17 protein-coding genes, 14 tRNA genes and 2 rRNA genes are annotated in these 19333 nt (G+C 45.8%); 10 read left to right on the top strand and 23 right to left on the bottom strand.

The features are described 5' to 3' along the window. Nucleotides 1-8 precede the first annotated feature (8 nt). The 5 genes from rrf (ABMY42_RS24965) to ABMY42_RS24945 all read left to right on the top strand — a co-directional run bounded on the left by rrf (ABMY42_RS24965) (nt 9) and on the right by ABMY42_RS24945 (nt 2738). Nucleotides 9-125, top strand: a 5S ribosomal RNA gene (rrf, locus tag ABMY42_RS24965). Nucleotides 126-225: 100 nt separating this feature from the next. Next, nucleotides 226-301, top strand: a tRNA-Thr gene (locus tag ABMY42_RS24960). Nucleotides 302-318: 17 nt separating this feature from the next. Beyond that, nucleotides 319-435: ribosomal RNA gene (gene rrf / locus ABMY42_RS24955) — 5S ribosomal RNA — on the top strand. A gap of 31 nt (nt 436-466) precedes the next feature. Beyond that, nucleotides 467-543: transfer RNA gene (locus tag ABMY42_RS24950), tRNA-Asp, on the top strand. 758 nt (nt 544-1301) lie between these two features. Beyond that, on the top strand, nt 1302-2738 hold the full coding sequence (locus ABMY42_RS24945; RefSeq protein ID WP_349266898.1) for an NAD-dependent succinate-semialdehyde dehydrogenase: 1437 nt from the start codon (nt 1302-1304) through the stop codon (nt 2736-2738). A 158-nt stretch (nt 2739-2896) separates the two neighbouring features. Here ABMY42_RS24945 and ABMY42_RS24940 read toward each other — a convergent pair. The 16 genes from ABMY42_RS24940 to mutY form a co-directional block, all read right to left on the bottom strand. Next, nucleotides 2897-2972, bottom strand: a tRNA-Asn gene (locus tag ABMY42_RS24940). Nucleotides 2973-2987: 15 nt separating this feature from the next. Next, nucleotides 2988-3063 (bottom strand) — tRNA-Thr (locus tag ABMY42_RS24935). 40 nt (nt 3064-3103) lie between these two features. Continuing rightward, nucleotides 3104-3179, bottom strand: a tRNA-Asn gene (locus ABMY42_RS24930). A gap of 21 nt (nt 3180-3200) precedes the next feature. After that, nucleotides 3201-3276, bottom strand: a tRNA-Thr gene (locus ABMY42_RS24925). A 51-nt stretch (nt 3277-3327) separates the two neighbouring features. After that, nucleotides 3328-3403 (bottom strand) — tRNA-Phe (locus ABMY42_RS24920). Between the two features lie 233 nt (nt 3404-3636). Then, nucleotides 3637-5262: a methyl-accepting chemotaxis protein gene (locus tag ABMY42_RS24915; RefSeq protein ID WP_005449658.1), complete on the bottom strand. Its 1626-nt coding sequence runs from the start codon at nt 5260-5262 to the stop codon at nt 3637-3639. Nucleotides 5263-5554: 292 nt separating this feature from the next. Beyond that, a tRNA-Asn gene (locus ABMY42_RS24910) sits at nt 5555-5630 on the bottom strand. Between the two features lie 43 nt (nt 5631-5673). Beyond that, nucleotides 5674-5749 (bottom strand) — tRNA-Phe (locus ABMY42_RS24905). 7 nt (nt 5750-5756) lie between these two features. Beyond that, nucleotides 5757-5832 (bottom strand) — tRNA-Thr (locus ABMY42_RS24900). 70 nt (nt 5833-5902) lie between these two features. Next, nucleotides 5903-5978, bottom strand: a tRNA-Asn gene (locus tag ABMY42_RS24895). A 43-nt stretch (nt 5979-6021) separates the two neighbouring features. Beyond that, nucleotides 6022-6097, bottom strand: a tRNA-Phe gene (locus ABMY42_RS24890). A 7-nt stretch (nt 6098-6104) separates the two neighbouring features. Continuing rightward, nucleotides 6105-6180: transfer RNA gene (locus ABMY42_RS24885), tRNA-Thr, on the bottom strand. A 52-nt stretch (nt 6181-6232) separates the two neighbouring features. Then, nucleotides 6233-6308 (bottom strand) — tRNA-Phe (locus ABMY42_RS24880). Between the two features lie 100 nt (nt 6309-6408). Beyond that, the gene (mltC, locus tag ABMY42_RS24875; RefSeq protein WP_009697576.1) at nt 6409-7548 is read right to left on the bottom strand and encodes a membrane-bound lytic murein transglycosylase MltC; all 1140 of its coding nucleotides are present in this window, start codon (nt 7546-7548) and stop codon (nt 6409-6411) included. An 82-nt stretch (nt 7549-7630) separates the two neighbouring features. Further along, the gene (locus ABMY42_RS24870) at nt 7631-7903 is read right to left on the bottom strand and encodes an oxidative damage protection protein (RefSeq protein WP_005425792.1); all 273 of its coding nucleotides are present in this window, start codon (nt 7901-7903) and stop codon (nt 7631-7633) included. Nucleotides 7904-7922: 19 nt separating this feature from the next. Continuing rightward, entirely contained in the window at nt 7923-8999 is a 1077-nt protein-coding gene (mutY, locus tag ABMY42_RS24865) for an A/G-specific adenine glycosylase (RefSeq protein WP_349266897.1), read from the bottom strand. A gap of 203 nt (nt 9000-9202) precedes the next feature. Here mutY and trmB point away from each other — a divergent pair, with 203 nt between their 5' ends. The 3 genes from trmB (at nt 9203) to glsB (ending at nt 11985) form a co-directional block, all read left to right on the top strand. After that, a complete protein-coding gene (gene trmB / locus ABMY42_RS24860) occupies nt 9203-9922 on the top strand; it encodes a tRNA (guanosine(46)-N7)-methyltransferase TrmB (RefSeq protein WP_005449665.1) in 720 nt (239 codons plus the stop codon). Between the two features lie 11 nt (nt 9923-9933). Continuing rightward, nucleotides 9934-10962 (top strand): DNA methylase, encoded by a 1029-nt coding sequence (locus ABMY42_RS24855; protein WP_005425798.1) that lies wholly within the window; start codon nt 9934-9936, stop codon nt 10960-10962. Between the two features lie 102 nt (nt 10963-11064). After that, nucleotides 11065-11985 carry a glutaminase B gene (gene glsB, locus ABMY42_RS24850; protein WP_005425799.1) on the top strand — a complete coding sequence of 307 codons (921 nt, stop codon included), beginning with the start codon at nt 11065-11067 and terminating at the stop codon, nt 11983-11985. 170 nt (nt 11986-12155) lie between these two features. Here the strand turns inward: glsB and hemW are convergent, their stop codons facing one another. From hemW to ABMY42_RS24815, 7 genes are all read right to left on the bottom strand, one after another. Beyond that, nucleotides 12156-13328: a radical SAM family heme chaperone HemW gene (gene hemW / locus ABMY42_RS24845; RefSeq protein ID WP_045480178.1), complete on the bottom strand. Its 1173-nt coding sequence runs from the start codon at nt 13326-13328 to the stop codon at nt 12156-12158. 18 nt (nt 13329-13346) lie between these two features. Beyond that, entirely contained in the window at nt 13347-13949 is a 603-nt protein-coding gene (locus ABMY42_RS24840; RefSeq protein ID WP_017189094.1) for an XTP/dITP diphosphatase, read from the bottom strand. 105 nt (nt 13950-14054) lie between these two features. After that, nucleotides 14055-14486, bottom strand: a complete 432-nt coding sequence (locus tag ABMY42_RS24835; protein ID WP_005425804.1) for a DUF4426 domain-containing protein — start codon at nt 14484-14486, stop codon at nt 14055-14057. A 67-nt stretch (nt 14487-14553) separates the two neighbouring features. Then, nucleotides 14554-14844 carry a DUF167 family protein YggU gene (gene yggU / locus ABMY42_RS24830; RefSeq protein WP_005425805.1) on the bottom strand — a complete coding sequence of 97 codons (291 nt, stop codon included), beginning with the start codon at nt 14842-14844 and terminating at the stop codon, nt 14554-14556. Beyond that, nucleotides 14844-15401, bottom strand: a complete 558-nt coding sequence (locus ABMY42_RS24825) for a YggT family protein (RefSeq protein WP_005425806.1) — start codon at nt 15399-15401, stop codon at nt 14844-14846. The genes yggU and ABMY42_RS24825 overlap by 1 nt, the downstream gene beginning before the upstream one ends. A gap of 53 nt (nt 15402-15454) precedes the next feature. Continuing rightward, entirely contained in the window at nt 15455-16273 is an 819-nt protein-coding gene (gene proC / locus ABMY42_RS24820) for a pyrroline-5-carboxylate reductase (RefSeq protein ID WP_050937496.1), read from the bottom strand. A gap of 131 nt (nt 16274-16404) precedes the next feature. Continuing rightward, on the bottom strand, nt 16405-17115 hold the full coding sequence (locus tag ABMY42_RS24815) for a YggS family pyridoxal phosphate-dependent enzyme (RefSeq protein WP_349266896.1): 711 nt from the start codon (nt 17113-17115) through the stop codon (nt 16405-16407). Between the two features lie 28 nt (nt 17116-17143). On the opposite strand from ABMY42_RS24815, the gene ABMY42_RS24810 reads away from it, so the two are divergent. Both ABMY42_RS24810 and ABMY42_RS24805 read left to right on the top strand, forming a co-directional pair. Beyond that, on the top strand, nt 17144-18184 hold the full coding sequence (locus ABMY42_RS24810) for a type IV pilus twitching motility protein PilT (RefSeq protein WP_005425810.1): 1041 nt from the start codon (nt 17144-17146) through the stop codon (nt 18182-18184). A 31-nt stretch (nt 18185-18215) separates the two neighbouring features. Further along, nucleotides 18216-19322, top strand: a complete 1107-nt coding sequence (locus tag ABMY42_RS24805; protein WP_017817653.1) for a PilT/PilU family type 4a pilus ATPase — start codon at nt 18216-18218, stop codon at nt 19320-19322. The last annotated feature ends 11 nt before the right edge of the window (nt 19323-19333 follow it).

Genomic DNA, 19333 nt, shown 5'->3' with positions numbered 1-19333 from the left:
AGAATTTGCTTGGCGACCATAGCGATTTGGACCCACCTGACTTCCATTCCGAACTCAGAAGTGAAACGAATTAGCGCCGATGGTAGTGTGGGGCTTCCCCATGTGAGAGTAGGACATCGCCAGGCTTTAAATTTAGTTTTTGCCTTTTTAAAAAAGGTGAAGACAAAAGTTAAGAGAGCCCGTTTGAAAAAGCGGGCTTTTTTAGTCCTAAAGGGACATCTTGATGCTGATATAGCTCAGGTGGTAGAGCGCATCCTTGGTAAGGATGAGGTCCCCAGTTCGAGTCTGGGTATCAGCACCATTACAATCAGAATTTTACTTGGCGACCATAGCGCTTTGGACCCACCTGACTTCCATTCCGAACTCAGAAGTGAAACGAAGTAGCGTCGATGGTAGTGTGGGGCTTCCCCATGTGAGAGTAGAACATCGCCAGGTTCTTATTTAGACTCCAGAGTCTAACCAGTGCGGAGCGGTAGTTCAGTTGGTTAGAATACCGGCCTGTCACGCCGGGGGTCGCGGGTTCGAGTCCCGTCCGCTCCGCCACTTATTTAGAAACCCAGTCTCCGGACTGGGTTTTGTCGTTTTTGAACAGAATAATTTCCTTTTCAGGGAATGAGTCCCGGTTGCCCGCAACCCCGGCCGTCCGCCACTTATTTAGAAACCCAGTCTCCGGACTGGGTTTTATCGTTTTTGAACAGAATAATTTCCTTTTCAGGGAATGAGTCCCGGTTGCCCGCAACCCCGGCCGTCCGCCACTTATTTAGAAACCCAGTCTCCGGACTGGGTTTTGTCGTTTTTGAGCATAATAATTTCCCTTTCAGGGAATGAGTCCCGGTTGCCCGCAATCCCGGCCGTCCGCCATTTATTTAGAAGTCCAGTCTCCGGAGTGGGTTTTGTCGTTTTAGGGAACATGATTTTCTCTTATGGGAAAATAAGTCTCGCAAGGTTTTATCTGTAGCCTACAAGCTCAACCACTTATTCAGATAAAGCTCTACATTCGCACCCCAGTCTTTCCACGAGTATTGAGAAATCTAACCTATCATTTGGTTACGTCTGAGATACCCTCTATTTGCTCTCTTACATCAAAGACAGGGTTTATCTAATAAAACCAAGTATATGACACACCAAATACTTATCTTCTTCAATCATAGCAATCTCTGTTTGTGTTCCCTTCTCTGTATCACTGGTTAACTGTACTTGGTCATCACTTCTCATATTTACGCTGAAGAAAACTTTGTTTGCTTTACTCTTATTTGTCAGAAGGATTAACCTAGTAAAGGTTCTTTTGGGAGTACAACCTAATGATGCAGCAGATACAAAGTGAAACACTAAGAGTCTTATTCGAAAGCCTGTCTTCTCAAGATGGGATTGCAGTTATTAACCCTGCGACTGAGCAAGAACTGATTCGCTTAAAACCTAGCTCTTTGGACGAGCTAGATGTGCAAATAGAAACGTGTAAAGCGGCTCAAGTTGAGTGGGAAAAACTCAGTGCTAAAGTACGTTCCGCTTCGCTGAAAAAGTGGTTTCAATTACTTATAGAGCACACGGAAGATATTGCTAACATCATTACCTTAGAACAAGGCAAACCGCTTTCTGAAAGTCGTGGAGAAGTCGCATATGGAGCATCTTTTGTTGAATGGTTCGCAGAAGAGGCTAAGCGCGCCTATGGTGAGGTTATACCTGCACCAGCGGTAGATAGACGACTCTCTACCATTAAACAGCCTGTCGGCGTGTGTGCTGCGATTACACCATGGAATTTCCCTATTGCAATGATCACTCGAAAAGCGGCTCCTGCTTTGGCTGCGGGATGTGGGATGATCATTAAACCTTCTGAATTAACGCCTTTGACTGCTGTGGCTGTGGTTGAGCTTGCTCACCAGGCTGGCATCCCTAAAGCTCTATTGTCTACCGTTGTTTCTGAGCAAGCGGCAGAGTTTGGTTTGGTATTAAGTACCGATCCGCGAATTAAGAAGATCTCTTTCACGGGTTCGACACGTGTCGGCAAGATCTTGATGAAGCAGGCAAGTGATACGGTTAAAGCTGCTTCTATGGAATTAGGTGGCAATGCGCCTTTTATTGTTTTTGACGATGCAGATTTAGAAGCTGCGGCGAATGGCTTGATTGCCTCTAAGTTTCGTAATGCCGGACAAACCTGTGTGTGTACCAACCGCTTGTATGTGCATCAGAACGTAAAAGAGGCGTTCTTAACTAAGCTTCTAGATAAGGTAACAAGCCTGACGGTCGGTAATGGTCTTGAGAAAAATACAACTCTTGGTCCTGTGATTACAATGGCTTCTAAGCATCGTCTAGAAGCAGTGATCGATCAGGCAGTACAAGAAGGGGCAACGATGCTTAATCTGCCTCAAAAACGCTCTGGGCGCTTTATGGAGCCTGTTATCTTAGATAATGTGGAACAAGGTATGGCGATAGTGCAACAAGAGCTGTTTGGCCCGGTTCTGCCAGTCATTAGTTTTGATGATGATGAGCAAGTGCTCTCGATGGCGAATGATACTGAATATGGTTTAGCTTGTTACTTCTACACCGATAGCTTGAAGCGTATCATCAAATTTAGTGAAGGTTTGGAATATGGCATGGTGGGGGTAAATGAAGGGATTATCTCTACGGAAGTTGCGCCGTTTGGTGGGATCAAAGAATCTGGCATTGGTCGTGAAGGGGCTAAGCAAGGCATGGATGAGTATCTAGAGACGAAGTACATCTGCCTTGGCGGTTTGAGCTAGCCTTCCGCTTAGACACTCATTGATACGATACAAAAAGAGAAAGCTAGGTACATCGCCTGGCTTTTTGTTTATTGAGATAAAGTTGGGTGAAGAGAGGGAGCGGTGCGTTTTCTTCAGATGCAAAAAAGCCGCATCAAGTGATGCGGCTTTTTCTAATATGGCTCCTCCTACTGGACTTGAACCAGTGACCTGCGGATTAACAGTCCGTCGCTCTACCAACTGAGCTAAGGAGGAACAAATTTTAATAAGTGGTGCCGACTACCGGAATCGAACTGGTGACCTACTGATTACAAGTCAGTTGCTCTACCTACTGAGCTAAGTCGGCACATTTTCGTTAATAAGTAATCGACTTACTAACCGAAAGATGGCTCCTCCTACTGGACTTGAACCAGTGACCTGCGGATTAACAGTCCGTCGCTCTACCAACTGAGCTAAGGAGGAATTATCTTGTTTAAGAATAAATGGTGCCGACTACCGGAATCGAACTGGTGACCTACTGATTACAAGTCAGTTGCTCTACCTACTGAGCTAAGTCGGCGTACCGTTATTCTTTCTATTGTTCGTGTTAGACACCAACAATTTTAAATTGTGGTGCCCGGAGGCGGAATCGAACCACCGACACGAGGATTTTCAATCCTCTGCTCTACCGACTGAGCTATCCGGGCGACGAGGTGTATTAAAAGGCTTTTCGGCTTTCAGGTCAACAATAAAATTAAAATAAATTATCGTTTGATGGATTTGTGCTCGGAGTGGGCTGTTTTTATGCATTTTGAGCAGCAATGCACCATGCTTTAAGCGCTGTTTTAAGAAAAGTAGGGCGTTCTGTCGCAAAATAAAGGCGATAAAAACAAAAAAGCACGTCTGAAAACGTGCTTTTTATTGAACAATTGACTTTAAACTAGTGCTTTACTGAGAACTTGTTCACCCAACCTTCAAGTTCATCAGCTAAAGATGCCAATGTTTGGGTGCTTGATTGGCTTTCTGTTACCACCGTATTTAGCTGGCTGCCGCTTTCTTCAATTAGGTTGATGCGGTGTGCAATGTCATCACTCACTTGCGTTTGTTCAGCCGCTGCTGTTGCAATTTGTTGGCTCATCGCAGTAATAGACTCTAACGCGGTTACTATCTGTTGAAGTGCCTCTGAGGCGTTCATTGATTCAGTTACTGTGCTTTCGCTGGTCTCGGCACATATCTCCATTGTATGGATAGCATTGCGCGAACCCTCTTGAAGGTTAGAGATCATCTGTTGAATCTCTTTTGTACTGTCTTGCGTGCGACCTGCTAGGTTGCGTACCTCATCGGCAACAACTGCAAAGCCTCGACCTTGTTCTCCTGCACGGGCTGCTTCAATCGCGGCATTTAGCGCCAGTAGGTTAGTTTGCTCTGCAATATCGCCGATCACGTCGAGAACTTTTACGATACTGTTTACATCTTGATCAAGGTCCGCAACCGCTTTACTTGCCGTATTCAACTGAGTCGCCAACCCTTGGATGTTGTCTACAGTGCTATGGATTAATGATTGCGTGTGCTGACTCTGTTTATCTGCTTCATCGGTGTTTTGTGCTGTATCGCTTGCCGAACTTGCTACATGGTTAGCCGAAGAAGCCATTTCTGTCATTGCTGTTGCGATCATTGCCGTCGATTGTTGCTGAGACATGGTTAGATCAGCGATCGAATTAGAGCGAGACTCTACCGCTGATAGCTCTGAACGCAAGGCGTGCATTGATTCGTCCAGGTTAGTTACCATCTTAGCCAGAGATTGACTCATCTCTTGTACAGCACCATAGATGCTGTCTTTTGGTGCGGTATATTCAAAGCTGGTTTGGATATCTCCTTGAGCAACGGCTTGAACCGCTTCACGTACGTCATTTGGCTCACCGCCGAGTAGATTAAGCATCTTACGGATGGAGATAATCAACCCACCTAGTATCGCCCCCGCAATTGCTAGACACAGTGCTAGTTGCCATTGAGCTGTTGACCAGAAGCGAGCATTGACCTCATTAAACCCGATGCCAGTGCCTACCACCCAGTTCCAATGGGGCGTTTTCTCTGCAATGGAGTGTTTTTCTTCGATCGTGCCGTCAGGGAGTTTTTGTGTCCAAGTGTATTCAACGATTTGACCTGTTTTACGACCTAGGACATCTAAGATTAATTGACCAACACTGTTGCCGTCGCCATCGCGGAAATCATGGAAACTGGTGCCATGCAATTGAGGGTCGAGCGGTGCTGCCACAAAAATCATGTTTTCGTCGGCAACATAAACGTATTCGTTGTCTTTGTAGATATTGTTGCGAAGTAGGCGAGTAGCCAATGCTTTGGCTTCATCTTCAGGCATCTTGCCTTCCACTGCCATTTTCTCAACTTCAGTTAGAATGCTGTATGCACTCTTAAATAGCTCAGTCACTCGAGCTTTGTTATCAAGGTTACTTGCGACGCGTAGTGTCCAAAGACCTGTTGCAGTAAGAGCAAGTAACGCAATCAAGATGATTGCAGATAATAAATAGGCTTGAGTTTTTAATTTCATAGTTAGCTCACGAGACGTATTTAATACTATGCAATGCATAGCTTATTAGGGGGTGTAATAATAAATTCATCATATTGAAGATGTATACACGCGCCTATGCATCAATGTTGAAACTATGATTTGGATTAAATTTTTAGCGTGAAATAAGTGTGTTTTATCAAATGAATCTTGAGTTTATAAGGTTTTTTGAAGGGGAGGAGTCTTAAAGTTAAATGGAGATACTGAAAGTAGATAAGTGTTTTTATAATGCAGATAAGAAAAAAGCCAAGTCCGAAGACTTGGCTTTCAAAGTTGGCTCCTCCTACTGGACTTGAACCAGTGACCTGCGGATTAACAGTCCGTCGCTCTACCAACTGAGCTAAGGAGGAACTATTCTGTTTTGTGTCTTGCTTTAAGCAAATGCACCAAATATGGTGCCTCGAGGCGGAATCGAACCACCGACACGAGGATTTTCAATCCTCTGCTCTACCGACTGAGCTATCGAGGCAAAAGAATGGTGCCGACTACCGGAATCGAACTGGTGACCTACTGATTACAAGTCAGTTGCTCTACCTACTGAGCTAAGTCGGCGTACCGTTTTCTTTTTTGAAGAGTAAACTCTCCATTTTTTAGAATCTCATTTACATGAAACTCTAGAAGTTGGCTCCTCCTACTGGACTTGAACCAGTGACCTGCGGATTAACAGTCCGTCGCTCTACCAACTGAGCTAAGGAGGAACTATTCTGTTTTGTGTCTTACTTTAAGCAAGCGCACCAAATATGGTGCCTCGAGGCGGAATCGAACCACCGACACGAGGATTTTCAATCCTCTGCTCTACCGACTGAGCTATCGAGGCAAAAGAATGGTGCCGACTACCGGAATCGAACTGGTGACCTACTGATTACAAGTCAGTTGCTCTACCTACTGAGCTAAGTCGGCGTACCGTTTTCTTTTTTAACTGTTCGTGCTAAGCACCAACAATTTTAAATTGTGGTGCCCGGAGGCGGAATCGAACCACCGACACGAGGATTTTCAATCCTCTGCTCTACCGACTGAGCTATCCGGGCGACGGAGCGCTATTAAACGGATTTTCCCGCTTTGCGTCAACCACTTTTTTTAAATAATTTCAAAAAAGTGGTTGTTCGAACGCTTTTTATTCAACTGTCACTACAAAGTGTGTCCGGAGTTAAATTCCTTTTTGAAATTTGTAACTTTTTCTAGGTAACGACGCGCTTCTGCGTTCGGGTGTTTCTTGGTAAGTGCCCAATAAACTTGGTTTGGTTGCAAAGAATTTAAATCTCTCATCGCGCGTTTGCGATCAGTGCGATGGAAAGTGTTCAAAACACCACCAGTTCCGCCATTATAGGCAGAAATCATGCTGTATTCTAATGAAGTTGGATGCTGTACGTCTTTTAAATAACGGTTCTTAAGGATGTAAAAGTAAGCCGTTCCAGTATCAATATTGTTTTCTGGGTTAAATAAGTATTCAGGACTTGGCTGCCCAGAACGATTCTTCACTAGCTTAAATACGTCTCGACCTGCTGTTTTAGGTACGACTTGCATCAAGCCATATGCATTTGCCCAACTTACTGCGTATGGGTTAAAGCTACTTTCGGTTTTGATGATGGCGTAAATCAAATCTTCAGGAATATCGTATCTCTTTGATGCACGACGTACGATGTCCGCATATTGGTAACTGCGCTGCGAGAAGTGATCTTCTACCATCGGGATTTCAACGTAATACGCTTTCTTAAAGTCGACATCTTTAGTTTTGACTTGGTTGGCGATCAAGTAATCGGCAAAGCGATTTGCTCGCCATGACCACTGAATCGGCTTTTTGTCTTGGTCGACAACCTGCTTATACAGGAAAGGTTGCCCCTCAAGTTTGATCTCTTTAGAAGAGAATAAGTCGACATTAGCCGGGTCATCTGGCGTTAACAACGTGGTGATAATGGCGTTCTTTAGGTGTTTTTGCGGTTCGGTGGGAGAAACCGTTTCGATGGTAATAACACCTTTTTGGAAGTCGACTTCAGCACGACTCAAATAATTATCGATGTATTTTACGTAATTGCTTTTACCGGCAAACTTCACTTCACGTTGCCCCCAACGTTTCTTAATGTTGCCTGAGAAGCTGTTGATCAGTGCGTCGAGTGCATCGGTATCTTTTTCAAACTGTCCCGGCAATTCTGCAAGGTTGTTAGCAAAACGGTTGGTTGGCTCGTAATCGACGTCGTAAATTTTTTCGACGAATTCACGGCTACAACCAGCCATTAAAAGTGCAGTAGCGATAAAGGCAATCTTTTTCATAGTTATTAGGGTTGTTAGACGTTAATACAAAAATGACACCACAAGGTTGGTTGTGATGTCATTGTTTTAAAACAAGTTTGCTTTATTCGCTTGGTGGCGTGTAGCCTTCGATGTGTACATCTTTACCTTCAAACAGGAAATTCACCATCTCTGTTTCAAGTTGTTTACGATGCTCAGGATCCATCATGTTAAGCTTCTTCTCATTGATCAACATCGTTTGTTTGTGTTGCCACTGAGCCCAAGCTTCTTTCGAGATATTATCGAAAATACGTTTACCTAGTTCACCTGGGTAAAGTTGAAAGTCTAGACCTTCGCCTTCTTTCTTTAGTCGAGCACAAAAAACAGTGCGGCTCATAATGACTCCTTGCAATTAATTAACGAAGCTCGTGGGGCAGAGCTTCCAGTAAGAGTTTTACTGGGGCTGCCAAACCGACTTCTTCAGGTTTAGATAAGTTATACCAAAGACCTTTGTTACCTTCCATCACCACATTAGGTTGCTTTGACAGGTCAATCAAAATCGGTGTGATATCGAGATGGTAATGGCTGAATGTATGACGAAACGTAATCAGAGTTTCTTGACGTTTAATATCGTCGGCTTGAATACCACGTTGTTCCAGCAGCAATTCAATATCGCTCTCTACATCAATATGCTCAGTTTGTGGAAAGCAAAATAGCCCGCCCCAAATTCCCGTCTGCGGTCTTTGTTCTAGCCAAACTTCGTGGCTATCACCATTTTTGTGATGCAGCATGACGAAACGTGTTTGCTTAACTGGTTTGTCTTTTTTGGGCTTCTTACCCGGATAATCAAGCACATTACCTTGTTTCTTTGCCACACAAAGATCGCTGACTGGACACAAGGTGCATTTAGGCTTGCTGCGGGTACACATAATGGCACCCATATCCATCATGGCTTGATTGTACTTGTCGACGTCTGTTTGTGGCGTGTGCGTTTCTGCGATTTCCCACAATTGATTCTCGACTTTCTTTTGTCCCGGCCATCCATCCACGGCAAAACAGCGCGAGAGTGTGCGCTTTACGTTGCCGTCTAATATCGCATGTGGCTGTTTATAGACAGACGAAAGAACCGCAGCTGCGGTGGAGCGACCAATCCCCGGTAGGGCATTCATCAGCTCTAGGTCTAGAGGAAACTCACCATTGTATTTATGGGCGACCTCTTTTGCGGCTTTATGAAGGTTACGAGCACGTGCGTAATAACCTAAGCCGGTCCAAAGGTGCAGCACTTCATCTTGCTCAGCATTGGCAAGATCGACCACGGTCGGGAAGCGCTCCAAAAAGCGTTGGTAATAAGGAATAACCGTAGTGACCTGAGTTTGCTGAAGCATGATTTCAGACAACCAGACACTATAAGCGGTCTTGTTTTGTTGCCACGGAAGATCTTTTCTTCCATATGCGTCATACCATTCTAAGATGGCACTGGCGAAAGGTGTCACGACTTGCTCTGTATTCTATTATTGGTTAGGAGCAAAATTGCACCACAGATTGTGGTGTAAGTACAACAGATAAACTGTGGGGATATTGTGTCTGGTTTGCTTGCTTTTGGGCTGCCATAGTCCGATAGCTCAACAAATACTTGCACCTAAGTGAATTCTTTGGATAATCCCCGCTTTGATTAATCAATGTGCAGGCAAAATCAATGAGTGAAGTAACCACTAACGAATACAACGAAGACGGTAAAATGATCCGTAAAATCCGCAGTTTCGTGCGTCGCGAAGGTCGTCTAACTAAGGGCCAAGAAAATGCGATGAACGAGTGCTGGCCAACAATGGGTATCGACTACAAAGCTGAACTTCTTGATTGGAAAGAAGTGTTTGGCAACGATAACCCAGTAGTGCTTGAAATCGGTTTTGGTATGGGTGCTTCATTGGTTGAAATGGCAAAGAACGCGCCAGAGAAAAACTTCATCGGTATCGAAGTGCATAGTCCAGGTGTTGGTGCTTGTCTTGCAGATGCTCGCGAAGCCGGTATCACGAACCTACGTGTAATGTGTCACGATGCGGTAGAAGTATTCGAACACATGATCCCAAATGGCAGCCTAGCAACGCTACAACTGTTCTTCCCTGACCCATGGCACAAAAAGCGTCACCACAAGCGTCGTATCGTACAGCTTGAGTTCGCTGAAATGGTTCGTCAGAAGCTTATCCTTAATGAAGGTATCTTCCACATGGCGACTGACTGGGAAAACTACGCTGAGCACATGATTGAAATCATGAACCAAGCTCCTGGTTTCGAAAACATCGCTGAAGAAGGCGACTTCATTCCTCGTCCAGAAGAACGTCCACTGACTAAGTTTGAAGCTCGCGGTCACCGTCTAGGTCACGGTGTGTGGGATATCAAATTCAAACGTACTGCTTAAGGAGCCAGTAGATGTACCACTACGCGATATTAGCGAATCCGGGTCATAACCGTATTTACTTTGATAGCGCAATGACGATTGCATGTTCTGAGCTGAAAGCGATTTTAGCGTCGGAAGGTGTTGAAGTAACTGAAATTGGCAACAAAGACGTGGGTCTGCCTGCTGCACTTGTGTTCTCTTGCGAAACCGAACTAAGTGAAGCACAGGCAGGCAAGATTGCTGCGTCATCTATCTACTACGCGCTATTTGAAGTGCGTGAAGATGGCTTATTACGTCCAATTCAGGCGCCTGCATTCAATACTTTCCCTGAGAGCATGAGTCAGATCCTGCGTTACACAGGTAAAACAAACGAGCAGTTTACGCGTTTGATGGTGAACCTAGGCGTCAGTGCTGCCAACACGGGCAGTGCGCAATTAACGCTGATGGATCCTATGTGTGGTAAAGGTACAACACTGTTTGAAGGTTTGATCCACGGCTTGAATGTTGTGGGTGTTGAGATCAACCAGAAATGGGTTCAAGAGATCCAAACCTTCATCGTTAAGTTCATGAAGAACGGTCGCTTTAAGCACAAAGTGAGCAAAGAAAAGCGCACTTCTGGTGGTAAAAAAGTGGCAGATGGCTTCGTGGTTGAGGCTGCAGCAGACAAAGACGATTACAACAAAGGTAATCTTCAAACGATGAAGCTGTACTCAGCAGATACGCGTATTGCAGACCAAGTTGTGAAGAAAAACTCGGTAGATGTGATGGTGTCTGACTTGCCTTACGGCGTGCAACACGGCAGCAAAAATGCCAAAGACAGCAAACTGAACCGCAGCCCACTGGAGCTTCTAAAAGAGGCTCTGCCTGCATGGAAAGTGGTTCTGAAGAAGCAAGGTTCTGTAGTGCTGTCTTTCAACGAATTTACCTTGAAGTGGAAAGACGTGGCGGCATTATTTGAAGAGCAAGGGTGGAAGGTACTTTCAGAAGAGCCTTACATCGGTTATCTTCACCGTGTTGATCAATCCATCAACCGCAACATCATTGTGGCAATAAAACCATAATCGACTTGAGTCGAATCAATTCCATGGAAAAGCCAACGTCCGCGTTGGTTTTTTTTACCTCTGAACTCAGCCATTTGGGTTCTTGTGACAAGAAGGTAGAAGATGAAACCTACAGCGCAAATTTTGACAGACATTCTAGCGGAAGTTCGCCCTCTAATTGGTCAAGGCAAAGTCGCCGACTACATTCCCGCATTGGCAAAAGTACCTAATACCAAACTGGGTATTGCGGTATACACCAATGAGGGTGAAGTGATTAAAGCGGGCGATGCAGAAGAGTCATTTTCGATTCAGTCGATCTCAAAAGCGTTGAGCCTGACTCTGGCAATGTGCTTGTACAAGCAAGAAGAGATCTGGTGTCGTGTAGGTAAAGAGCCTTCTGGTCAAGCGTTTAACTCGATGATCCAGTTAGAGATGGAGCAGGGCATTCCACGTAACCCGTTCATTAACGCCGGTGCTATTGTGGTTGCTGATTTGCTGCAAAGCCGTCTCTCTGCGCCTCGTCAGCGTCTGTTGGAATTTGCTCGTCAGCTATCTGGTGATACTCATATCGTATACGACAAAGTGGTTGCAGCGTCTGAAATGATGCATGGTGACCGTAACGCTGCGATTGCGTACTTGATGCGTTCATTTGGTAATTTCGAGAACGAGGTTATCCCTGTTCTGCAAAACTACTTCCATGCGTGTGCATTGAAGATGAGCTGTGTCGATCTCGCAAAGACCTTTAGCTACTTAGCCAATAAAGGTACGTCGGTGCAAACGGGTAAGCCTGTGGTATCACCAACGCAAACCAAGCAGTTGAATGCACTACTAGCAACATGTGGTTTGTACGATGGTGCTGGAGAATTTGCTTACCGCGTTGGTATGCCGGGTAAGTCAGGTGTTGGTGGTGGCATCATCGCTGTCGTACCGGGTGAAATGACGATTGCTGTTTGGTCTCCAGAGCTTGATGCATCTGGTAACTCACTCGCTGGCACTAAAGCACTTGAACTACTTGCCGAGCGCATTGGTCGTTCGATTTTCTAAGGAAAAGAGACGAGAAGCGAGATCGGACTTCGTCCTTGTGTATTAGGGACTTAGGAACGCTTCGCTTTAGATAAGTGTTGTTACGAATAAAAGAAAGGGTTGGCGTTTGAGCGCCAACCCTTTTTGTTTCTCGAAGGACGCAGTCCGTTCCCGAATCTCGATTCCTTTTCTTATTCCTCTTCCGCCATAAAAGCTTCAAGCAAATCATTGAGGAACAGCTTACCTTTCTCGGTAATTTGCCAGTGAGTCTCGGTTTCACTCAGGTAACCCATCTCTAGCGCCCAATCGATAGTCTCTTGAATCGAGCTCAACGGCAGACCTGTTGTATCGATGTAGTCTTGTTTCGGGCACGCTTCCATTAAGCGGAAACGGTTCATAAAGAACTCAAACGGACGATCTTCATCAGCCACAAGCTGTTCACTATCCAAGTATGGCTTCACCATGTTTTGGTATGCCATCAGATAGCCACGCGGGTGTTTGACCTTAGTGGTACGAATGATGCGACCATCAGCAAAGCTCAGCTTACCGTGTGAGCCACAACCAATGCCAAGGTAGTCACCAAAGCGCCAGTAGTTCAGGTTATGCTGACACTGATAGCCCGGCTTGCTGTAACCAGAAATCTCGTATTGAACATAACCCGCCGCTGCGAGTTTCTCATGTCCTTGTTCGAAGATATCCCACAAGTCATCGTCATCTGGCAGAGTCGGTGGCTTGTAGTAGAACATGGTATTTGGTTCGATGGTCAGCTGATACCAAGACAGGTGCGGTGGCGCCAACTCAATCGCTTTGTCCAAATCAGCCAAGGCTTGTTCGATGCTTTGATCAGGTAAGCCGTGCATGAGATCGAGGTTAAAGCTGTTCAAACCGATTTGGTGTGCCAGCTTAGCAGCATTGACGGCTTCGTCTTGACCGTGAATGCGCCCCAAACGCTCAAGCTTCTGTTGCTCAAAGCTTTGCACGCCGATAGAAATGCGCGTTACACCAGCCTTGCGGTAGCCAACAAAACGCTCAGCTTCAATGGTGCCAGGGTTAGCTTCCATGGTGATTTCGATTTCAGGCTTGAACGGAATACGCGCTTCAATGCCCTTAAGTAGACGCTCGATACCTTCTGCCGAAATCAAACTCGGCGTACCACCACCAATGAAGATTGAATGCAGTGGACGTGGCGCTTCGTTAAGACGGTATTTCTCAATGTCGGTATCCAAATCTTCAAGAAGAGCATTGATGTACTCTTCTTCTGGGATCTCGGCTTTAAGCGCGTGAGAGTTAAAGTCGCAATATGGGCACTTTTGTACACACCACGGGATGTGTACATACAAGCTCAGTGCTGGGGGCGTTAACATGGTCTAATTCGCTCGAGATTACTGAGACACTTGCTCAGACAATTGAGCAAACAACGACTTGAGTGCTTTACCGCGGTGAGACAGTTGCTTCTTACGTGCTGGCTCAAGTTCGGCAGACGCGCAGTTGTCTTCAGGAACGAAGAAGACTGGGTCGTAGCCAAAGCCATTTTCACCGTGTGCTTCAGTTAGAATGCGACCTTCCCATTTACCGTGACAAACGATAGGGGTTGGATCGTTCTCGTGACGCATCAAAACCAATACGCAGTGGAAACGAGCGGTGCGCTCTGCTTCTGGTACGCCTTCCATTGCTTTAAGTAGCTTCTCTAGGTTCTCTAGGTCAGAGGCTTTTTCACCTGCGTAACGTGCAGAGTAAATGCCCGGAGCACCTTTCAAGAAATCGACTTCTAAGCCTGAGTCGTCCGCAATCGCAGGAAGACCCGTTTCTTGTGCGGCATGGCGAGCTTTGATGATCGCGTTTTCGATGAAAGTCGTGCCAGTTTCTGCTACTTCAGATACGTTGAATTCACTTTGCGCCAATACTTCAAAACCGAAGTCAGACAGCAGATCTGCCATCTCACGAACTTTGCCTTGGTTGCCTGTTGCTAGCACTATCTTTTTCATGGTCGTCTCTTTCTGTAGCGATAAAGGGAGAACGCAGTGTTCTCCCTGATTAAATTGGTTCTAAGGCTATGATGTTCTAAAAGCTTTTAGATCATCACAACCCAATTACTCTTCGACATAAAATTTCTGGGTGAATTTAAGCTTACCTGAGCCTTTGTTTCCAGCTTTAACGTCAATATCGAAGGTAAAAGTTTCTTCGTTAGTGATACCGAGCTCTGCTAGGTAGTAAATCGCATCGCCTTCTTTCACTTCACGGAAGGTGAGCTTTTGCGTTTGACCGATAAGGTTTTTCGCCTGACCACTGATTTTAGCTTCAACGGCAGGTTTACCTAAAGAGGCACTATCGAGCACGCTGATGTTCAGTACTGCATTGTAGCCATTACGCTTGATGTCGTAGCTACGGGCGATCTTGGGAGTTAAAAAGGTCGAGTTAAACGCGATGTAGTGGACCTCGATGTCTTTCATGGTTTTGAACTGACCTGCCATGCTTGGTAAAGACAACAGGCTGATCAGTAGGGCGGTAATCCATTTGCTCATTATCACTTCCTCGAATCGGGCGTTTAATTATTGGTACGAATTTCGTAATTTCGTAAATAAAAAGCCATCAAATGATGGCTTTAATTTCTGTTGGTATTTGCACTGGGGATTCTATCCGAATTTGTTTATGACGTCCCAGTTCACCTTTTTCTATGTGAACCAAGCCTTTAGCAACTTTAAATTGTTTGGCTAAAAACTTGGTTAGGTGCGCATTCGCTTTACCATCGACAGGCGGTGCGGTGATGGCAATTTTGAGCTCTTCACCATGCAAGCCGACGATCTTGTCGCGGCTTGCTTTTGGTTGGATATAGAGCCGAAGTACCACATCCTCGCCGTCATGCCAAACTGCTTCTGACATTATAGTTGATACCAGATAGGACCAATCATGTCGCCCATCAGGAAGTTAGCAAATTGCAGACCAATGAACAGCACTAGCACGCTCAAGTCGAAGCCGCCCATTGCAGGGATGATGCGACGGATTGGCGCTAGCATTGGTTCAGTTAGTTGATGGAATACGTACTCGATAGGGCTGCGACCTTGGCTAACCCAGCTCAGGATTGCACGGATCAATAGTACCCAGAACAACAAGCCGCCAGCGGCTTTAATCAGAGACAATAAGCCTAGGAATAGGAAGTCCATACTAAATGAAACTGACCCGCTAGAAGCGATCAGGATCAGCGCAACAAACTTAAGCACACACAACACGTAAGCAAACAGCACTGTCGCTAGATCGATGCTACCAATGGATGGGATCACGCGGCGCAGTGGACCCACAACCGGTTGGGTTGCTTTGACGATGAACTGCGAGAATGGGTTGTAGAAATCTGCACGAGCAGCTTGCAACCATATACGCAAAATGACGACCATGATGTACAGGTCAAATAGGGTTGAGATGAGAAAACTCATTGAATTCATAAGGTACCCTTAACAAGTAAGTGAGTGACACAGAGTGGGTATCACTCAAGTCATTAAAACAGTTTTTCCATTTCTTCAGCGCGAGCAACCGCAGCTTGCATTGCTTTCGCCACAATATCAGACAGTTGGTGCTCGTTGAACGTACGTAGTGCTTCTGCCGTTGTGCCACCTTTTGATGTCACGTTCTCGCGCAGTGTTGAAAGCTCAGTTTGTGGGTTTTCTACCACCATACTTGCAGCACCAAGTGCGGATTGTTGAACTAACGTGCGAGCCGTGTCTTTATCGAAACCTTGAGCAATTGCTTCTGCTTGCATCGCTTCCATAAACAGGAAGAAGTAAGCTGGTGCGCTGCCTGCCGCGGCAATCACATTGTTGATGCCAGATTCTTGTTCGACCCAGCATACCTTACCGCAGGCTTGCATTAGCTCTGCCGCGAAGGCTTTATCTTGTTCTTGCACGTGTTCAGGCGCGTAAAGACCACTCATGCCCAAACCAAGTTGCGATGGTGTATTTGGCATCACGCGAACCAAGTTGAGCTTAGTCGCTAGCATGTCATCCAAGCGTGAACAGTTGATGCCAGCCGCAATAGAGATAACCAGTTTATTGCTGAAGTCGATAGATTGCAGTGGTTTACACACTTCTTCCATCATTTGTGGCTTCACAGACAATACCACAACATCCGCTTCTGTCGCGGCTGCGATGTTATCGCTGGTGGTACGGATACCAAAGTTTTGCTCAAGAGGTTGGCGACGTGTCTCCGATGGGGCGGTCGCAATGATGTTCTGTGCTGGGTAGCCATTTGCTACGAGACCAGAAACAATCGCACGCACCATGTTTCCCGCGCCGATAAAGGCAATCTTTTTATGTTCCATATGTCTGATTTCCAAATATAAATTCTTACAATTTGTTGTGCGCTCAGGTGTATAATTGCACCACTTTGCTCTGAGTGCCGAAATAGAAGGCACTCAGACTCAAATTCGCAGTGTCTAACAACGAGTCGCTTTTATTGCTGTTTGCTGTAGTCGCGCGCGCCAAAAATCGCTGTGCCAATTCGCACCATAGTGCTACCTGCTTCGATTGCCGCATCCATGTCTCCGCTCATACCCATGGATAGCGTGTCGACATCCGGGTACTGCTGGGCTAGCTTTTGCTTTAGCTCTTCAAGTTGCTTAAATGCGCGAAGTTGCGATTCGTAATCTGGTACGTTGGCAGGAATCGACATCAACCCTCTTAACGTGAGGTTTGGAAGGCGAGAAATCAACTCAGCCAGTTCGAATATTTCTGCATCAGCAACGCCAGATTTTGACTCTTCACCACTGGTGTTAACTTGAATCAGAACTTGCAGTGGTTTTAGCTCGCTTGGACGCTGGTCATTGAGGCGTTGAGCGATCTTAGCGCGATCAATGGTGTGAACCCAATCGAAATGTTCAGCAACAGGGCGTGATTTATTGGATTGAATTGAACCAATGAAGTGCCATTCGATTCGATTATCTGGATAATGCTCGGCAAAGTGCTGAACTTTACTGACGCCCTCTTGGACGTAGTTTTCACCAAACGCCTCTTGGCCAGATTGGTAAGCTTCGAGAATTGCCTCGACAGGTTTAGTTTTGCTTACTGCTAGAAGTTGCACTGACTCTGGAGCACGACCGCATTTTTGTTCGTCGTGTCGAATTTGAGAGGTGATATGTTCAATGTTTTGTTGAATACTACTCATAGCTGTACTTTAGACTTAAGGATTTTAAATGGATATCACTGAGTTACTGGATTTTAGTGTAAAACATAATGCTTCGGATCTACATCTTTCTGCAGGTGTACCACCAATGGTTCGTATTGATGGTGATGTAAGAAAGCTGGGCATTCCAGCGTTTACACACCAAGAAGTGCATCGTTTGGTTTTTGAAATCATGAACGATGCGCAGCGCAGTGAGTTCGAAGAAAAACTCGAAGTCGATTTTTCATTTGAATTGCATAACGTTGGCCGTTTTCGTGTCAACGCTTTCAACCAATCTCGCGGTTGTGCGGCTGTGTTCCGTACCATCCCAAGTAGCATTCCAACACTGGAAGAGCTAGAAGCCCCAGAGATCTTCAGAAAGATTGCCAATGCTGAAAAAGGCCTGGTACTGGTTACCGGTCCAACGGGTTCTGGTAAATCGACTACCTTGGCAGCCATTGTTGACTACATTAACCGTAATCACAATAAGCACGTCCTAACAATTGAAGATCCGATTGAATTTGTTCACACCAACAATAAGTGTCTGATCAACCAACGTGAAGTACACCGTGATACACACAGCTTCCAAAACGCACTGCGCAGCGCATTACGTGAAGACCCGGATGTGATTCTAGTTGGTGAGATGCGTGATAAAGAAACCATCAGTTTGGCGCTGACGGCTGCTGAAACGGGTCACCTTGTTTTCGGTACGCTGCACACTAGCTCAGCAGCGAAAACCATCGACCGTATTATCGACGTATTCCCAGGTAGTGACAAAGACATGGTGCGTTCGATGCTGTCGGAGTCGCTGCGTTCGGTTATTGCACAAAAACTGTTAAAACGTAATGGTGGTGGTCGTATTGCTTGTCATGAAATCATGATGGCGACACCTGCGATCCGTAACCTTATTCGTGAAGACAAAGTCGCGCAGATGTATTCGATCATTCAGACCGGTGCGGCGCATGGCATGCAGACCATGGAGCAGAATGCTCGTCAATTGATGGCACAAGGCATGGTATCGCGTGAAGAAGTGGATAAGAAAGTTGAAATTGAAGCGCAGCAATTCTCGTAACGAATTACTTAGGAAATAGCGAATACGGACGATGGATCTGAATAAATTTCTCGAAGGCATGCTGGCGTTAAAAGCGTCGGATCTATACATCACTGTCGGTGCCCCGATCTTGTTTCGTGTGGATGGCGAATTGCGTCCGCAAGGCGATAAGCTGAGCGAAAATGACGTAGCCTTGTTGCTTGATAGTGCAATGGACCCGGAGCGACGACAAGAGTTTCGCAAAAGCCGTGAGTCGAACTTTGCCATTGTCCGTGATTGCGGTCGCTTCCGTGTCAGTGCCTTCTTCCAACGTGAATTACCGGGAGCCGTCATTCGTCGTATTGAAACCAATATTCCAACGTTTGAGCAGCTTAAGTTGCCTTTGGTGCTGCAAGATCTTGCAATTGCCAAGCGTGGTTTGGTGCTGGTGGTTGGTGCGACAGGCTCTGGTAAGTCGACCACCATGGCTGCGATGACGGGTTATCGCAACAACAACAAGACTGGTCATATTCTTACGGTAGAAGACCCAATTGAATTTGTGCATGAGCATAAACGTTGTATTGTGACTCAGCGTGAAGTGGGCTTGGATACTGACAGCTATGAAGTGGCGTTGAAGAATTCGTTGCGTCAGGCACCAGACATGATTTTGATTGGTGAGATCCGAAGCCGAGAAACGATGGAATACGCAATGACCTTTGCTGAAACTGGTCACTTGTGCATGGCTACATTGCACGCCAACAACGCAAACCAAGCACTTGAACGTATTTTGCACTTGGTGCCGAAAGACCAGAAAGATCAGTTCTTGTTTGATCTGTCGATGAACTTAAAAGGCGTAGTAGGTCAGCAGTTGATCCGTGATAAGAACGGTCAGGGGCGTCATGGCGTGTTTGAGATCTTATTAAATAGCCCGCGAGTATCCGATCTGATCCGTCGAGGCGATCTTCATGAGTTGAAAGCAACCATGGCTCGATCCAATGAATTTGGGATGTTGACCTTCGACCAATCGCTCTACAAGTTAGTGATGCAAGGTAAGATCAGTGAAGAAGATGCATTGCACAGTGCGGACTCTGCCAACGATCTGCGTTTGATGTTGAAGACGCAACGTGGTGAAGCATTCTCTACGGGCAGTTTGGCGAACGTTAAGATCGATATGGATTAATCCAATTCAGA

The organism is Vibrio sp. SSH13-20 (assembly GCF_040104475.1).
Taxonomy (GTDB): domain Bacteria; phylum Pseudomonadota; class Gammaproteobacteria; order Enterobacterales; family Vibrionaceae; genus Vibrio; species Vibrio harveyi.
The sequence above is the reverse complement of the archived record's forward strand: the minus strand, read 5'-3'. Positions and strand labels throughout refer to the sequence as shown.

Coding starts and splice junctions, on each gene's coding strand:
- ABMY42_RS24805 (WP_017817653.1), top strand. CDS start 18,216: ATGGATCTGAATAAATTTCTCGAAGGCATGCTGGCGTTAAAAGCGTCG.
- hemW (WP_045480178.1), bottom strand. CDS start 13,328: ATGTTAACGCCCCCAGCACTGAGCTTGTATGTACACATCCCGTGGTGT.
- yggU (WP_005425805.1), bottom strand. CDS start 14,844: ATGTCAGAAGCAGTTTGGCATGACGGCGAGGATGTGGTACTTCGGCTC.
- ABMY42_RS24945 (WP_349266898.1), top strand. CDS start 1,302: ATGATGCAGCAGATACAAAGTGAAACACTAAGAGTCTTATTCGAAAGC.
- ABMY42_RS24815 (WP_349266896.1), bottom strand. CDS start 17,115: ATGAGTAGTATTCAACAAAACATTGAACATATCACCTCTCAAATTCGA.
- ABMY42_RS24870 (WP_005425792.1), bottom strand. CDS start 7,903: ATGAGCCGCACTGTTTTTTGTGCTCGACTAAAGAAAGAAGGCGAAGGT.
- trmB (WP_005449665.1), top strand. CDS start 9,203: ATGAGTGAAGTAACCACTAACGAATACAACGAAGACGGTAAAATGATC.
- ABMY42_RS24835 (WP_005425804.1), bottom strand. CDS start 14,486: ATGAGCAAATGGATTACCGCCCTACTGATCAGCCTGTTGTCTTTACCA.
- ABMY42_RS24825 (WP_005425806.1), bottom strand. CDS start 15,401: ATGAATTCAATGAGTTTTCTCATCTCAACCCTATTTGACCTGTACATC.
- glsB (WP_005425799.1), top strand. CDS start 11,065: ATGAAACCTACAGCGCAAATTTTGACAGACATTCTAGCGGAAGTTCGC.
- mltC (WP_009697576.1), bottom strand. CDS start 7,548: ATGAAAAAGATTGCCTTTATCGCTACTGCACTTTTAATGGCTGGTTGT.
- proC (WP_050937496.1), bottom strand. CDS start 16,273: ATGGAACATAAAAAGATTGCCTTTATCGGCGCGGGAAACATGGTGCGT.
- ABMY42_RS24840 (WP_017189094.1), bottom strand. CDS start 13,949: ATGAAAAAGATAGTGCTAGCAACAGGCAACCAAGGCAAAGTTCGTGAG.
- ABMY42_RS24915 (WP_005449658.1), bottom strand. CDS start 5,262: ATGAAATTAAAAACTCAAGCCTATTTATTATCTGCAATCATCTTGATT.
- ABMY42_RS24810 (WP_005425810.1), top strand. CDS start 17,144: ATGGATATCACTGAGTTACTGGATTTTAGTGTAAAACATAATGCTTCG.
- ABMY42_RS24855 (WP_005425798.1), top strand. CDS start 9,934: ATGTACCACTACGCGATATTAGCGAATCCGGGTCATAACCGTATTTAC.